This window comes from Bradyrhizobium sp. MI1.10, assembly GCF_055811035.1.
This window is the reverse complement of sequence record NZ_JBVVPN010000018.1, coordinates 108,806-124,127: the sequence shown is the minus strand read 5'-3', so window position 1 is coordinate 124,127 and position 15,322 is coordinate 108,806. Positions and strand designations below refer to the sequence as shown.

The following is a 15,322-nucleotide window of genomic DNA, read 5'->3' as shown; positions in this document are numbered from 1 at the left end:
TCACCATGAGGATCGTCATCACGGCTTCGGCGGGTGAATGAACGCCCACGGGCTGACTTCCGAATCCCGCGTCACTTCCACCGAGATCAGATACGGCCCGCCATGGGCCAGCGCCGTCTCCATCGCCGCCTTGAACTGGTCCGGCGCGGTGACGCGTGCAGCCGCGACGCCAAAGGACTCCGCGAGCTTGACGAAATCTGGGTTGACCAGATCGGACGCCACCACGCGGCCGTCAAAACGTTCGCGCTGGTCGCGGCGGACATTGCCGTAGGCGTTGTTGTTGAACACCAGCGTCACCACGCCGATGTTGAACTGCACGGCGGTGGCAAGCTCCTGCACGCCGAACATGAAGCCGCCGTCGCCGGTGATCGCCACCACCGGCTTGTCGGGATTGGCGACCTTGGCGCCGAGCGCGGTCGGGAAGCCCGAGCCGAGCGTGCCCTGATAGCCTGACGTGATGAAGGTGCGCGGCTCGTAGATCGGAAAACCGTACCAGGAGGCGAAACCGAACTGCGACAATTCATCAGTCACGATCGCGTTCGCCGGCAGCACCTCGCGCAGGATGTTGAGATAGGCCATCTGCGGCTGGATGCGCTGGATCTCGGCTTGCGCCGTCGCGGTCGCCTCGCGGATCTCTCCCCGCCGGCCGCTGGTCCTGGCATAGCCGGCCTTCTTCACGGCTGCGACGAGATCGGCCGTGCCGGCCTTGGCGTCGGCGACGATAGCGACATCGGAGGCGAGCCGGCGCATCTCGGCCGGATCGATATCGACACGAATGGATTTCAGCCCCTTCGGCTGATACGGCCAACGAAAGCCCGATGCCGGCAGCTCGGCGCGCGTACCGATTGCGATCATCACATCGGTTGTCGGCCACAGCTTGTAGGCTGCCGCCATTGTGAGTCCAAGCTCATGCGCATTGGAGACGATGCCGCGGCCGCTGCGGAAGGCGACGACGGGCGCGTCGATCATCTCGGCGAGTTCGAGAATCTCCTCGCGCGCTTCGATCGCGCCGCTGCCGACGAAGATCATCGGCGCCTTGCTGTTCCTGATCAGCGCGGCCGCCTGCTTGATCATATCAGGATCGGGCCGCGGCGCGGGCAAGGGCTCCAGCACCTGTGCGGCGGCCGTGTCCGCGCGCTGGGTGAAGACGTCCCAGGGCATCTCGACCGAGGCGGGGCCGCGCCGTCCGGACGTCATCTCCTGGAACGCGCGCGCCACCGTGGTCGGCGCGTTGCCGGGATATTCTATGCGGTCCGCCCATTTCACATAGGTGCGCAAGGTCGCGAGCTGGTCCGGCATCTCGTGCAGATGGCCGCGGCCCTTGCCGAGAAATTGCGTCGGCACCTGGCCGGTGACGCATAGCACCGGCTCGTTGCAGCCGAAGGCGGTGAGCAGCGCGGCGCTGGCGTTGAGCACGCCGGGACCCGGCACCACGCTGAACACGCCGGGCCTGCCGCTGGAGCGTGCATAGCCGAATGCCATGTAGCCGCAGGCCTGCTCGTGCCGCGCGCCAATCACCTTGAGCTGCGCCCGGTGGAAGGCGTCGAACAGGCCGTAGACCTGCGCGCCGGGCAGTCCGAACACGGTGTCGACGCCGTGGGCGACAAGGCCGCTTACGATCGCTTCGCCGCCGGTGAGGGTGGTCATGCCACTATTCCATTTCAATCAATGTTCAGGCTTCGTCGACGACGCCGTTGCGTAAGGTTCCGATGCCCTCGGCCGCGACTTCGATAACGTCACCAGGCTTTAGATAACGCGGCGGATCGAACCGTGCGCCGGCGCCGGTCGGCGTGCCCGTGACGATGATGTCGCCGGGAACGAGCGTTGCGAAGGTCGAGATATAGCTGATGAGATAGCGGAACGGAAACATCAGCCTGCTGGTGCGGTCGTCCTGCCGCAGCTCGCCGTTGACATGCGTGGTGAGGCGGATGTCGGCGATCTGCGATTCCTGCGTGTAGGGCACCAGCCACGGGCCGAGGCTGCCGCTGGAATCGAAGTTCTTGCCCTGCGTGACATTGAACTTGGCATGGCGCAGCCAGTCGCGCACCGAGCCTTCGTTGCAGAGCGTGAGCGCGGCGATGTGATCGAGCGCAGAACTTTCCGGAATGTGCCGGCCGGCTTTGCCGATCACCAGCACGATCTCGCCCTCATAGTCGAGCTGCGCGGAGGCGCGCGGGCGCACCAGCGGCGTGTCATGGCCGACGAAGGAGCGCGGCGAGCGCATGAACATGCTCGGATATTTCGGCGCGTCCTGGCCGTCCTTGTACTCGGCATTGCGATCGGGATAGTTGACGCCGATGCAGATGATCTTTTCCGGCGCGGGCACCGGCGGCAGCCAGATGATGTCACCGAGCGCGTGATCGGGGGTGCGGCCGGCGGCCTCCTCGGCGAGGCTCGCGAGCTTTCCTGCGGCGATCACCTCGCGCAGCGTGGGATAGTCTTTGCCGTGGCGCGCCGAGAGATCGACGATGCCGCCGTCGACGACGGCGCCGTAGCGGATTGCACCCCTGACGGAATAGGTGGAGAGGTGAGGGAGGGTCATTGCTTAATCCGCCACCAGCACGTCGGCCACGAACTTCGGCTCACGCAGGGCTTGCCCGGAGAACGGCGAGCCCTGCTCGAACCAGGAGCGCGGGGCGGGCGCACCCCACAACGTCTGGCGGCGCGGATCGCGCAGCGACCAGCGCAGCGGCTCGTGGTCGTGATCGCCGGTGAAGTAATCGCTGGTGTAGAGCTCCAGACGGTGCCCATCGGGATCACGGACGTAGAGGAAGAACGCATTCGAGATGCCATGGCGGCCGGGACCACGCTCGATGTTCTTCACGAAGCCCTGCGAGGCCATGACGTCGCAGAGATGGATGATGTTCATCGCCGTCGGCGTCCAGTACGCGAAGTGGTGCAGCCGCGGGCCCTTGCCGTTGGTGATCGCAAAATCGTGGACATTGCCCTTGCGATGCATCCAGGCCGCGGCGATGCGCCCGTTCGGTCCGTCCTCCTCGGCGTATTCGGTGAGGCGAAAGCCGAGCCGGGCATAGAATTCAACGGTGTCCTGCACTTCGGCGGCGAAAACGTTGAAATGGTCGAGCCGCTGCGGATGGCAGCCCCTGTAGAGGTCGTAGCGGCGCAGCAGATGCGGCCGCCGGTCCATCGACGCATACAGCTCGATCTGGAAGCCGAAGGGATCGGTGAACTGCAGCGTCCGGCCCTGGAAGGGCTGATCGACGAAGGCGTAGCCCAGGCCGTTCTCGGACAGGAACTTCGCGGCCTTGTCCAGATCCCCGTCATTGCCGACTTTGAAGCCGAGACGGTTGCAGGCAGGCGTCGCCGCCTTGCGCAACACCAGCGAGTGATGCTGATGCTCCTCGGCGGCGCGCAAGTAAACGACCTTGTCGTCGGCGTCCTCGACATGCAGGCCGACAACGCTTTCATAGAACTCGCGGCTGAGCTTCAGATCTGTCACGTCCAGCACGGCGTGGCTGGAGCGGATGATGTTGAACGGCGGCTCGAAGATATGTTGCGGTACGGGCATTGCGTTTCCCCTCTCGGCCCTTGTCATTCCGGGGCGCGGAGCGCGAGCCCGGAATCCATTCTTCCACTAACTCTGCTGCGCGATGGATTCCGGGTTCGGCTCTTCGAGCCGCCCCGGAATGGCAGTTAAATTCCCAGCTTCTGAATCTTGTGCGTGCCCCGCGCCAGCGAGACGTGCTTGGTTTCCATGTAGAAGTCGAACGAATAGTCGCCGCCGTCGCGGCCGATGCCTGAAGCCTTCATGCCGCCGAACGGCGTCGGCAAATGGCGGACGTTTTCCGAGTTCAGCCAGATCATGCCGGCCTCCAGCGCATCCGCGACACGCAACGCGCGGCCGACATCGTTGGTCCAGACATAGCCGGTCAGGCCGTAGCGAATGTCGTTGGCGATCTCGATCGCGTCTGCTTCGTCCTTGAAGGGCAGCACGGTGAGGAAGGGGCCGAACACCTCTTCCTGTGCCACGCGCATCTTGCCATGCGCGCCGGTCACCAAGGTCGGCTCGACATAGTGTCCGCCGCCCGGGCCATCATAGGCCTTGCCGCCCACGGCAATCGTCGCGCCGTCCTGGCGTGCGACGTCGAAATAGGAGCAGACCTTCGCCAGATGCCGCTCATGAATCAGCGGGCCGATCTCGGTGGCGGGATCGAGGGGATGGCCGACCTTCAGGGCTCTTACCCGCGCGGTCAGCTTCTCGATGAACTTTTCGGCGATGCCGGCCTGGACCAGCAGGCGGCTCGACGACGTGCAGCGCTCGCCGTTGAGCGAGTAGATCATGAACACGACGGCATCGAGCGCGCGGTCGAGGTCGGCGTCGTCGAACACGATCACGGGGTTCTTGCCGCCGAGCTCGAAATGCACGCGCTTCAAGGTCGGCGCGCCCTGAATCATGATCGCGGATCCCGTCGAGCTTTCGCCGACGAAGCCGATCGCCTTGATGGCAGGATGCTCGGTCAGCGCCTTGCCGGCCTCTTCGCCAAAACCGTGGACGGTGTTGAGCACGCCGTCGGGCACGCCGGCTTCCTTGACGAGCTTCGCGAGAATAGCCGCCGTGATCGGCGACCACTCCGCCGGCTTGTGCACGACGGTGCATCCCGCCGCGAGGGCAGGCGCGATCTTCCAGGTCGAGAGCATGAACGGCGTATTCCACGGCGTGATGACGCCGACCGGCCCAATCGGCACGCGGGTCGAGACGTTCCAATGCTCGTCGCTCGGCGTGTTCTGGCCGTCGCGCGCCTCGCCGCATCGATCGGCAAAGAAGCGGAAGTTCTCGGCGGCGCGGATCGCAGCCTTGGCCATGAAGCGATAGGCCTGGCCGGTGTCGATGCATTCGAGCACCGCGATGTCCTCGGCATTGTCCTCGATGGCGTCGGCGACGCGATGCAGCAGCTTCTTCCGCATCGCTGGGCCCATGTCGCGCCAGGATTTGAAGGCGAGGGCGGCAGCGGTGGCGGCGCGATCGACGTCCTCGGCATTGCCGCGGGCGACGCTCGCGAGCGTGGCGCCGTCGACCGGCGATTTCGTCTCGAAGGTCTCGCCCGAGATCGACGGCACGATCTTGCCGTCGATCATGTGGCCGATACCGTCGGCACGCAGAGACTTCAGCAGCGGCGCGACCCGGTCGCGGTTGGCCTGGAATACATCGGCTTTCGGCGTGGTCTTATCCATGGGCGGCCTCCGCTTTCAGGGCGTCGTGGATGTTGTTGCGCTTCCAGCTCGTGTCCTTGTCGTTGATCTGCATGTCGAACGAGAGCGCGAATTTCGAGCTTGCGAAGACGGAATCGAGATGGCGGGAGAGCGCCTGGAAGATTTGTTCGCCGGCCTCCTTGCGGGTCTTGAGGTCACGGCCTTCGCCGATGCGCAGCACCATGTCGAGAAAGCCGTAGTCCTGCCGCGCGTCCGCAATCGCATAATGCTCGCATCTGACGGCGCGGACGCGGATGCCCCCGAGCGGGAAGATGCCGGTCTCGACCGCCGCCTTGCGCACCACCTCGCACGCCGCGCCGATGTCGAGGCGGTCGTCGAGATTGGCCGAATATTCGATCGTGAAATGCGGCATCGCGGTTTCACTCCCTGTCTTTACTTGTTCGTCAGGCGAAGTAGCAGCTCACCGAGCCGTAGGCGCCATAATCGGCCTGAATTGTGTCGCCCTTGCGGGTCTCGATCGGGCGGATGAAGGAGCCCGCGAGCACGATTTGTCCGGGCTCGAGCGCAAGGCCGAGCGGTGCGATCTTGTTGGCGAGCCAGGCAACGGCCGTTGCGGGATGATTGAGCACGCCGGCGGCAAGGCCAGTCTCTTCGAGCTGACCATTCTTGAAACAGAGCGCGCCGATCCAGCGCAGATCAGCATCCAGCGGGCGGATCGGCCGTCCGCCGAGCACGATGCCGGCGTTCGCCGCGTTGTCGGCGATGGTGTCGAAGATCTTCCGCGTCGCCTTGGTCTGAGGATCGACGCGCTCGATCCGCGTGTCCAGAATCTCCAGCGCCGGCACCACGAAGTCGGTGGCGTTGAGCACGTCGAATAGCGTGCAGTCGGGGCCCGCGAGGCGCTTGCTCATGACGAAGGCGAGCTCGGCTTCCACGCGCGTCGCGATGAAGCGCTCCGTCGGGACGAGGCCACCATCGGCAAAGAACATGTCGTCGAGCAACACGCCGGAATCCGGCTCGTTGATCCCAAGCGCGCTCTGCATCGCCTTCGAGGTCAGGCCGATCTTGTGTCCCCTGACGATGCGCCTCTCGGCGATCTTGATATCGACCCAAGCCTTCTGAATCGCGTAGGCGTCAGCGATGCTGATGTCGGGGAAGTCCTGCGAGAGCTGCCGGATCTGCGTACGGGTCTTCTCCGCCTGGTGCAGACGGTTCGCGCAAGCTCGGATATCGTCGTTTGAAAGCGCCATGTGTAATCTTACAGATCGTGGTGCCGGAAGATACTTAACATGTTAAGTGAATGCGTCAAACACAATTTGGCTTGCTGCACTGCAAACGTTTCGCGGCTTGAAAGGGCGTCATGACGAAGAGACCGGCTGATCCCGCGAACGGAAGCGAGCCCGCCGTGCGGCAGGTGCCGATGCGCGACTTCTCGCGCTCGCTGCCGATGTCGTTGCTGCGGGCACGCGAAGCGGTGATGCGGCAATTCCGTCCCTCGTTGCGTGAGCATGGCCTGACCGAGCAGCAATGGCGCATTCTGCGCGCGCTCGCGGCAATCGACACGGTCGAGGTCACAGAACTCGCGCGCACGGCGTTCCTGCTCGGACCGAGCCTGTCGCGCATCCTGCGCGATCTGGAGGCGCGCAGCCTGATCGAGCGCAAGACCGCCAAGGCGGACCAGCGCCGCAGCATGGTTTCGATCTCGGAAAAAGGCGTGAAGCTGATGGCCTCGGTGGCGCCGTCCTCCGAAGCGATCTATGCGGAGATCACGCGACGCTTCGGCGCAAGCAAGCTCGTCGAGTTGCAGGAGATGCTCGGCGAACTCGAACAGAGTCTCGCAGGGCTCGGCGCAAGCGAGGAGGCAAGTGCCGAGGAGTGAAAGCAGATATGCGCGAGCGCGCGGCAACAATCATGGACATCGCCGCATTTTTTCGCTCAAGTGCCGCTCAAGCCGATCGCTGCAAAATCGGCGCGCCGGAACGGATTGCGCCGCCTTTGCCAGTGACACCTTGCGTCATCGCGAGCGTAGCGCGGCGGTCGGGATCGCGCTAATAACGGCATCGTGCTGTCGCGGCGCTCGTCATGGTGACGAAGGTCCAAAACAAAGAAGGAAGGCAACGTGGCGAACAAGGTCAAGGAAATCTGGAAGTCGGGCAAGGCCGTGGTCAACGCGTGGCTCGCGATTCCCTCCGGCTTCTCGGCCGAGATGATCGCGCAATGCGGCTTCGACAGCGTCACCGTCGACATGCAGCACGGCGTGCAGGATTATCTGTCGATGGTGCAGTGCTTCCAGGCGATGGACAAGCACCCGATCACGCCGATGGTCCGCGTGCCCTGGAACGAGCCCGGCATCATCGGCAAGGTGCTCGATGGCGGCGCCTATGGCGTGATCTGCCCGATGGTCAACACGCCGCAGGAAGCCAGGAACCTCGTCTCCTATTCCAAGTACCCGCCGAAGGGCGTGCGCTCCAACGGACCGATTCGCGCCGGCATGTACGGCACCGCGGGCTCCTACCAGAAGACGGCCAACGACGACATCGTGCTGCTGCCGATGATGGAGACCAGGACCGCGGTCGAGAACATGGAAGCGATCTTCGACGTCGAAGGCATCGACGGCGTCTATATCGGCCCGTCCGACCTCGGCTTCTCCTACGGCCTCGAACCGAAGCTCGATCGCACCGAGCCCGAAATCCTCGCGATCTACGAGAAGATCGTCAAGGAGTGCGGCAAGCGCGGCCTCAACCCCGGCATCCATTGCAGCGGCGCCGAAGGTGCCGCGCGCGCCATCAACATGGGCTTCAAGCTGGTGACGCTGTCGAACGAGGTCGGTCTGATGACGACCTACGCCAAGATGCAGGTCAACGCCACCCGGAAGGATTCCGGCGGCAAGGCCTGATCTCTCTCTGTGTCCCGGACGCGGTGCGGCGCGTAGCGCCGCTCCGCAGAGCCGGGACCCAGGAGCCGGTGAAGCACATTACGTAAACAACTGGGGCCCCGGCTCAGCAGCGCACCGTTTCACGCTGCGCTGCGTCCGGGGCATGATAGTTTCGATACAGGAGACATCCCATGACCATCAGCCCCGTCATTCGCCTGCATCCCGATGATGGCGTGCTGATCGCGCGCGCAAGCCTGCCGCCGGGAACATCGGTGGCCGACGGCGTGACCACGGTCGAGCGCATTCCTTCCGGCCACAAGGTCGCGATCAAGCCGATCGCAGTCGGCGAGCCGGTGATACGGTATGGCCAGATCATCGGGTTTGCGAAGGTGCCGATCGCGCCGGGCCAGCACGTGCACGTGCAGAATTGCGGCATGGGCGATTTTGCCAAGGACTATGCCTATTGCGCCGACGTCAAGCCGACGCCGAATTTCGATCTGCCGGCGAGCTTCGAAGGCATCCGCCGCCCGGACGGCCGCGTCGCCACGCGCAACTATATCGGCATCCTCACATCGGTGAATTGCAGCGCGCATGTCGCAAGCCTCGTCGCCGACGTGTTCAAGAAAAATCCGTTCACCGGCGACAATCCGCTGGCCGACTTCCCGAATGTCGACGGCGTGGTCGCGCTGACCCACAAGACCGGCTGCGGCATGACGCAGAACGAGCCGCTAGCGCTGCTCCGCCGTACGCTCGGCGGCTATGCGCGGCACGTGAACTTCTCCCACGTCATCGTGCTCGGCCTCGGCTGTGAGGTGAACCAGATCGGCGGCCTGATGGAAGAGCAGAAGCTCGCCGGCCGTCTGCGCGCGATGGACATCCAGGAGGTCGGCGGCACCCGCAAGACGGTGGAGGCGGGCATCGCGTTCGTGCGCGAGGCGCTCGCGGAGTCCAACAAGGTCAAGCGCGAATCCGTACCGGTGAGCGAATTGACCGTGGCGCTGCAATGCGGCGGATCGGATGGCTATTCCGGTGTCTCCGCCAATCCGGCGCTGGGCGCGGCCAGCGATCTCATCGTGCGTCACGGCGGCACCGTGATCCTGTCGGAGACGCCGGAGACCTATGGTGCCGAGCATCTGCTGACGCGCCGCGCCGTCAGCCGCGAGGTCGGCGAGAAGCTGGTCGATCTCATGCGCTGGTGGGACGAATACACGACGCGCGAAGGCGCCGAGATGAACGCCAATCCGAGCCCGGGCAACAAGGCCGGCGGTCTCACCACCATTTTGGAGAAGTCGCTCGGCGCGATGGCGAAGGCCGGCACCACCAACCTCGTCGAAGTGCTGCGCTACGCCGAACCCATTACCAAGAAGGGTTTCGTCTTCATGGACACGCCCGGCTACGATCCCGTTGCCGCGACCGGGCAGGTCGCCGGCGGCGCCAATCTGGTCTGCTTCACCACGGGCCGCGGCAGCGTGTTCGGCTGCAAGCCGGCGCCCTCGATCAAGCTCGCCACCAACACGCCCATGTATAAGCGCATGGAAGAGGACATGGACGTCAATTGCGGCACCATCCTCGAAGGCGAGGAGAGCGTCCAGCAGTGCGGCCAGCGCATTTTCGATCTCATCCTCAAGACCGCGTCCGGACAGCCGACCAAGAGCGAGAGTTTTGATTTCGGCGGCGCCGAGTTCGCGCCATGGGTGCTGGGCGCGACGATGTAACCTCGTTGTTGCGCGCCGGCGGTAGCCCGACACTACAAGCGATGCTCCTAAGTAATGATACGGAGCCGTCAAGTGATCACGGGGGTTCCCGCGGTCACACCTGATTAACATCTTCTGCCGTAATCCCTGGGAGGATGCGAGCTCCACTCATTTGGAGCGTTCGCCCTTCGTGAGGATTCGTCAACGATGACGCGTGCGATACGGCCGACCGGCGTGGAAAATCTCCTCGGAGAGGAGGAGCTGATCGTGTCGAAGACCGACCTCAAGGGCCGCATCACCTACGCCAACGATGTCTTTATCCGTATGGCGCAGTACTCCTGGAAGGAGCTGATGGGCGCCCCCCACAGCCTGATCCGCCACCCCGAGATGCCACGCTCCGTCTTCAAGCTGCTGTGGGACACGCTCCAGTCCAGGCAGGAGATCTTCGCCTACGTCGTCAACCTCGCGAAGGACGGCAGCCATTACTGGGTGTTCGCCCACGTCACGCCGACATTCGACGAGCGTGGCAATATCGTCGGCTATCACTCCAACCGTCGCAGGCCCGATCCTGCGCAGATCGAGCGTATCAAGCCGATCTACAAGACGCTGTGCGCGGAAGAGGCGCGGCATGCCAATGCCAAGGACGGCATGCATGCGAGCTTCGAGGCGATGGTCGGGCTGCTCAAGCAACAGGGTGTCGGTTACGATGAATTTGTGCTCTCTCTCTAAAGCGCAGGGAGCGACCGCGCTCGCATCCGTTCTTGCCGTCGTCGCGTTCGTGCTCTCGCTCGCCGGTACGACCGGAGTTTCCGGCGCGGCGTTGCTTGGCGTTACGGTCGTGCTGCTCGTCTATGCCGTCTGGTGCCAGCACCGCACGGCGGTGGCCGTCGACGAGGTGGCAGACGTGTGCCGCAAGGCCGCAGGTGGCGACCTCGAGGCGCGCATCCTCAGCATCCGCCAGGCCGGACGGATCGGCGCCATTCAGAAGTCGGTCAACGACATGCTCGACATCACCGATGCCTATTTGCGGGAAGCTTCGGCGTCGATGGACTATGCAAGCCGCGGTAAATATTTCCGCAAGATCCTCGCGCGCGGATTACCCGGCTCGTTTCGCCGTTCAGCCACCGTCATCAATTCCGGCACCGACAGCCTCGGCCGTCGCGTGGTCGAGATCGCGGACCTCGCAAAGCAGTTCGGCACCCATCTCGATCAGGTCGCCGGCACTCTGATGGGCGCGGCAACCGATCTCGAATCCGACGCCGGCCAGATGGCGGCGGCGGCCGAGAAGACCAGCCGACAGACGTCCGGCGTGCTCAGTGCGTCCGACCAGGCCTCGCGCAACGTCGCCACCGTCGCCAGCGCCGCAGAGCAGCTCGCATCATCGATCGCCGAGATCAGCCGGCAGGTGGCCGGTTCGACCACGAGCACGGGGCGGGCGGTGAACGAAGCCAATCGTGCCGGCAGCGAGATTCGCATGCTTGCGGATGCAGCGATGCGGATTGGCGACGTGGTCAAGCTGATCAGCGAGATCGCCGAGCAGACCAATCTCTTGGCGCTCAACGCCACCATCGAGGCCGCGCGGGCAGGCGAGGCCGGCCGCGGCTTCGCCGTGGTCGCATCCGAGGTCAAGAGCCTCGCCAACCAGACCGCGAAGGCGACCGAGGAGATCAGCGCCAAGGTCGGCGAGATGCAGCAATCGACCACCAATTCGGTCGCCGCCGTCGAGGCGATCGCGCAGACCATCACCGAGATCAACGGCATCACCGCCTCGATCGCGACCTCGATCGAGCAGCAGGGTCTCGCCACCCGTGAGATCGCCCGCAACGTCCAGGAAGCCTCGGCCGGTACCTCGCAAATGTCCTCCAACGTCACCGGCATCAGCGAAGCCGCCGCCGACACGGGCCGTGTGGCGAGCCGCGTCAACAGCGCCTCCGAACGCGTCCATGGCGAGGTCGAGACGCTCCGGCGCGAGGTGACGCAATTCCTGCAACGGCTGACGTCAGCGGCGTAGGGCCTTCGATGCAGATACACTCTGCTAACCCTCTCCCCTTGTGGGAGAGGGTGGCTCGCCGCTCAGCAGCGAGACGGGCGAGGGGTCTCTCTCCGCGCGCACCTCTCACGCCGGAATTCGCGGAGACGTACCCCTCATCCGGCGCTTCGCGCCACCTTCTCCCACAAGGGGAGAAGGAAGAAAGCGACCGCCCGCACCTTGCGTAGGCACCCTTTGCCCGTTGTTAGTGCTTGATCGAGGTCACCAGCGGTGTTCTGCTCAAAAAAGCTGCTGGAGTACCGCACCCCGTGTCGATCTACGTCGCATTACACCACGTCACGCACTACAAATACGACCGCCCGATCGATCTCGGCCCGCAGACCATCCGTCTGCGGCCGGCGCCGCATACGCGCACGCCGATCCTGAGTTATTCGCTCAAGGTCACGCCGGCCAATCATTTCGTGAACTGGCAGCAGGATCCGCTGGGCAATTGGATCGCGCGTTATGTCTTCCCGGAGAAGACGACCGAGCTCAAGATCGAGGTCGATTTCACGGCGCAGATGACCACGGTCAATCCGTTCGACTTCTTCGTCGAGCCCTATGCCGACAGCTTTCCGTTCGAATATACGCAAGATCTCAAGACCGAACTCGCGCCTTATCTCGAGACCGTCAAGCCCGATCGGCTGTTCGCGAAATATCTCGACACGATCCCGCCCGAAGCCCCGAACACCGTCAACTTCCTGGTCGACCTGAACAGGGAGCTGCAGAAAAAGATCGGCTACGTCATCCGCATGGAGGCGGGCGTGCAGACGCCGGAGGAGACGCTCTCCTCCGCGGCCGGCTCATGCCGTGACTCCGCTTGGCTTCTGATCCAGACCTTCCGTCATCTCGGTCTCGCCGCCCGTTTCGTCTCCGGCTATCTGATCCAGGTCCGTCCCGACATCGATCCGATCGAGGGGCCGCCGGAGGTCGAGAACGATTTCACCGATCTCCACGCCTGGGCCGAGGTCTACCTGCCGGGCGCCGGCTGGATCGGCTTCGACGCGACCTCGGGCATGCTCGCGGGCGAGGGCCACATCCCGGTCGCGGCGACGCCGCACTACCGCTCGGCCGCGCCGATCTCCGGCGGGGCCGGCTTTGCCGAGGTCGAATTCGCCTTCGACATGAGCGTCAAGCGCATTCGCGAGGCGCCGCGCATCACAAAACCGTTCTCGGACGAATCCTGGATACGGCTCAACGATCTCGGCGAGCAGGTCGACGGCGATCTTGCGGCGCAGGACGTGCGTCTGACCATGGGCGGCGAGCCGACCTTCGTCTCCGTCGATGATCTCGAAGGCGCCGAGTGGAACACGGATGCCGTCGGTCCGACCAAGCGCGGGCTCGCCGACGATCTGATCCGCCGCCTGCGCGCGCGTTTCGGACCCGGGGGCCTGCTGCACTTCGGGCAGGGCAAATGGTATCCCGGCGAAAGCCTGCCGCGTTGGGCGTTCGGCCTGTACTGGCGCAAGGACGGCGTGCCGATCTGGAAGAATGCCGACCTCATTGCCAGCATTGAAAATCCGCGGCCGGCACAGGCCAAGGACGTCCAGGCGTTCGTGGAAGGCGCGGCGTTACGGCTTGGCCTCGATCCCGGTTACATCATGCCGGCCTATGAGGACACCGCGTACTGGCTGCAGAAGGAATCCGAGCTTCCCGTCAACGTCGATCCCTCCGATTCCAAATTGTCCGATCCGGAGGCCCGCGCGCGGATGGCGCGGGTGTTCGAGCAGGGGCTCAACAATCCTCGCGGCTTCGTGCTGCCGGTGCAGCGCTGGAACGCGGCACCACGCTGGCGCAGCGAGCGCTGGCAGCTCCGGCGCAGTCATCTGTTCCTGATGCCGGGCGATTCGCCGCTCGGCCTGCGCCTGCCGCTGGACTCGCTCGGCTATGTCCCGCCCGATCAATATCCCTACATCGTCGAGCGGGACCCGATGGAGGCCCGCGGCAAGCTGCCGGTGTTCAGCCTTCCGGCGCGTCCCGACTCGCCGGAGCGGCTTGAGCCGGAAGAGCTCAACACCTCCGTCCCGGTCCGCACCGCGATGTCGGTCGAGGTTCGCGATGGCGTGCTCTGTGCCTTCATGCCGCCGGTCGAGCAGATCGAGGATTATCTCGAGATGATCGCGGCGCTCGAAGCCACGGCCGAGGAGATGCAGCTCCAGGTCCACGTCGAGGGTTATCCGCCGCCATTCGATCCGCGCGTCGACGTCATCAAGGTGACGCCCGATCCCGGCGTGATCGAGGTCAACGTCCAGCCGGCAAAAAACTGGCGCGAGGCGGTCGACATCACCGCCGGGCTCTATGAAGATGCCGGCAAGACGCGCCTCGGCGCCAATCGCTTCCTGGTCGACGGCCGCCACACCGGCACCGGCGGCGGCAATCACGTCGTGGTCGGCGGCTCGAGCCCGCAGGACTCGCCGTTCCTGCGCCGGCCTGATCTGTTGAAGAGCCTGGTGCTGCACTGGCAGCGTCATCCGTCGCTGTCCTATTTCTTCTCCGGCCTGTTCATCGGCCCGACCAGCCAGGCACCGCGCATCGACGAAGCCCGCCACGACAGCATTTACGAGCTCGAGGTGGCGCTCACGCACGTGCCGCCGCCGGGCACTCAGGCGCCGCTGTGGCTGGTGGATCGCTTGTTCCGGCATCTCCTTGTCGACATCACCGGCAACACCCATCGCGCCGAGATCTGCATCGACAAGCTCTATTCACCGGACGGCACGACCGGCCGCCTCGGCCTGGTCGAATTCCGCGCGCTCGAAATGCCGCCGGATCCGCGCATGTCGCTGGCGCAGCAGCTGCTGATCCGCGCGCTGATCGCAAAATTCTGGCGCGAGCCGCAACAAGGCAAGTTCGTGCGCTGGGGCACCGCGCTGCACGACCGCTTCATGCTGCCGCACTTCATCTGGGAAGATTTCCTCGAAGTGCTGACCGAGTTGAAGCAGTCCGGCTATCCGTTCGAGCCCGAATGGTATCTGGCCCAGCTCGAATTCCGCTTCCCCGCCTTCGGCCGCATCCATCATGGCGGCGTGACGCTGGAGCTGCGGCAGGCGCTGGAGCCCTGGCACGTGCTCGGCGAGGAGGGCTCGGCCGGCGGCACCGTGCGCTATGTCGACTCATCGGTCGAGCGGCTTCAGGTCAAGGCGGAAGGCTTCGTCGAGGGCCGCCATATCGTCACCTGCAACGGCCGTCGCCTGCCGATGACCGCCACCGGCCGCTCCGGCGAAGCCGTGGCCGGAGTCCGCTTCAAGGCCTGGCAGCCGGCCTCAGGCCTGCACCCGACCATTCCCGTTCACGCGCCACTGACGTTCGACCTCATTGACACCTGGAACGGCCGCTCGCTCGGCGGCTGCGTCTATCACGTCGCCCATCCCGGCGGCCGCAGCTACGACACCAAGCCGGTCAACACCTACGAGGCCGAGGCGCGGCGGCTGGCGCGCTTCCAGGACCACGGCCATACGCCGGGCCCGATGCAGCCGCCGCCCGAGGAACGCACAAATGAGTTTCCGCTGACCCTCGACTTGCGGTCCCCGCTCCTGCAATGAGTATGATGCGGGG

12 protein-coding genes are annotated in these 15,322 nt (G+C 64.7%); 6 read left to right on the top strand and 6 right to left on the bottom strand.

Features of this window, described 5'->3' with window-relative positions; genetic code table 11:
• Positions 1–18: 18 nt before the first annotated feature.
• The 6 genes from AC0L3K_RS20290 to hpaH all read right to left on the bottom strand — a co-directional run bounded on the left by AC0L3K_RS20290 (position 19) and on the right by hpaH (position 6,422).
• Positions 19–1,647 (bottom strand): thiamine pyrophosphate-dependent enzyme, encoded by a 1,629-nt coding sequence (locus AC0L3K_RS20290; RefSeq protein WP_473366761.1) that lies wholly within the window; start codon positions 1,645–1,647, stop codon positions 19–21.
• Between the two features lie 25 nt (positions 1,648–1,672).
• Positions 1,673–2,542 carry a fumarylacetoacetate hydrolase family protein gene (locus AC0L3K_RS20285; protein ID WP_473366760.1) on the bottom strand — a complete coding sequence of 290 codons (870 nt, stop codon included), beginning with the start codon at positions 2,540–2,542 and terminating at the stop codon, positions 1,673–1,675.
• A gap of 3 nt (positions 2,543–2,545) precedes the next feature.
• Entirely contained in the window at positions 2,546–3,529 is a 984-nt protein-coding gene (gene hpaD / locus AC0L3K_RS20280) for a 3,4-dihydroxyphenylacetate 2,3-dioxygenase (RefSeq protein WP_473366759.1), read from the bottom strand.
• A gap of 125 nt (positions 3,530–3,654) precedes the next feature.
• Positions 3,655–5,193, bottom strand: a complete 1,539-nt coding sequence (gene hpaE / locus AC0L3K_RS20275; RefSeq protein WP_473366758.1) for a 5-carboxymethyl-2-hydroxymuconate semialdehyde dehydrogenase — start codon at positions 5,191–5,193, stop codon at positions 3,655–3,657.
• On the bottom strand, positions 5,186–5,584 hold the full coding sequence (locus tag AC0L3K_RS20270; RefSeq protein WP_007593662.1) for a 5-carboxymethyl-2-hydroxymuconate Delta-isomerase: 399 nt from the start codon (positions 5,582–5,584) through the stop codon (positions 5,186–5,188). Before AC0L3K_RS20270 ends, hpaE begins: the two co-directional genes overlap by 8 nt.
• 31 nt (positions 5,585–5,615) lie before the next feature.
• A complete protein-coding gene (gene hpaH / locus AC0L3K_RS20265; protein ID WP_219684788.1) occupies positions 5,616–6,422 on the bottom strand; it encodes a 2-oxo-hept-4-ene-1,7-dioate hydratase in 807 nt (268 codons plus the stop codon).
• Positions 6,423–6,532: 110 nt separating this feature from the next.
• Between hpaH and hpaR the strand changes: the two genes are divergently transcribed.
• From hpaR to AC0L3K_RS20235, 6 genes are all read left to right on the top strand, one after another.
• The gene (gene hpaR / locus AC0L3K_RS20260) at positions 6,533–7,051 is read left to right on the top strand and encodes a homoprotocatechuate degradation operon regulator HpaR (RefSeq protein ID WP_473366757.1); all 519 of its coding nucleotides are present in this window, start codon (positions 6,533–6,535) and stop codon (positions 7,049–7,051) included.
• 240 nt (positions 7,052–7,291) lie between these two features.
• Positions 7,292–8,068 carry an HpcH/HpaI aldolase family protein gene (locus tag AC0L3K_RS20255; RefSeq protein WP_007593655.1) on the top strand — a complete coding sequence of 259 codons (777 nt, stop codon included), beginning with the start codon at positions 7,292–7,294 and terminating at the stop codon, positions 8,066–8,068.
• A 170-nt stretch (positions 8,069–8,238) separates the two neighbouring features.
• Positions 8,239–9,762: a UxaA family hydrolase gene (locus AC0L3K_RS20250; protein WP_473366756.1), complete on the top strand. Its 1,524-nt coding sequence runs from the start codon at positions 8,239–8,241 to the stop codon at positions 9,760–9,762.
• A 186-nt stretch (positions 9,763–9,948) separates the two neighbouring features.
• Positions 9,949–10,470 carry a PAS domain-containing protein gene (locus tag AC0L3K_RS20245; RefSeq protein WP_354202198.1) on the top strand — a complete coding sequence of 174 codons (522 nt, stop codon included), beginning with the start codon at positions 9,949–9,951 and terminating at the stop codon, positions 10,468–10,470.
• Positions 10,448–11,752: a methyl-accepting chemotaxis protein gene (locus AC0L3K_RS20240; protein ID WP_219684792.1), complete on the top strand. Its 1,305-nt coding sequence runs from the start codon at positions 10,448–10,450 to the stop codon at positions 11,750–11,752. The genes AC0L3K_RS20245 and AC0L3K_RS20240 overlap by 23 nt, the downstream gene beginning before the upstream one ends.
• A gap of 287 nt (positions 11,753–12,039) precedes the next feature.
• Positions 12,040–15,309: a transglutaminase family protein gene (locus tag AC0L3K_RS20235; protein WP_007593652.1), complete on the top strand. Its 3,270-nt coding sequence runs from the start codon at positions 12,040–12,042 to the stop codon at positions 15,307–15,309.
• Positions 15,310–15,322: the final 13 nt, after the last annotated feature.